1 protein-coding gene is annotated in these 251 nt (G+C 44.6%); it reads right to left on the bottom strand.

The window, feature by feature from the left end:
* Positions 1-251, bottom strand: a 251-nt coding sequence (locus tag SB756_RS33125; RefSeq protein ID WP_410913641.1) for a hypothetical protein, incomplete at both ends; no start/stop codon positions are given.

Below are 251 nucleotides of genomic sequence, written 5' to 3'. Positions count from 1 at the left end.
CCTGTATTTTTGACATGTCGATACTTCACAACCTGCATAATATCTGCACAATAATTTTTCTCGAACTCCTTTACCTGAATACATTCGTCACTGGAAATCAGATAAGGACCGACATCGTACAAATAAGAGGGGGAAACCGAGTCGGCGTAAGCTGTGCGCAAACCAACCAACAGCTGTTCCTCCGTGGGATTTAGCGTGTTGATAAGATCAATTGCCACGCTACGCCGATATTCAGCAATATTTGCCACCGC

This window comes from Pseudomonas sp. SIMBA_068 (assembly GCF_046534705.1).
GTDB lineage: Bacteria > Pseudomonadota > Gammaproteobacteria > Pseudomonadales > Pseudomonadaceae > Aquipseudomonas > Aquipseudomonas putida.
The sequence above is the reverse complement of the archived record's forward strand: the minus strand, read 5'-3'. Positions and strand labels throughout refer to the sequence as shown.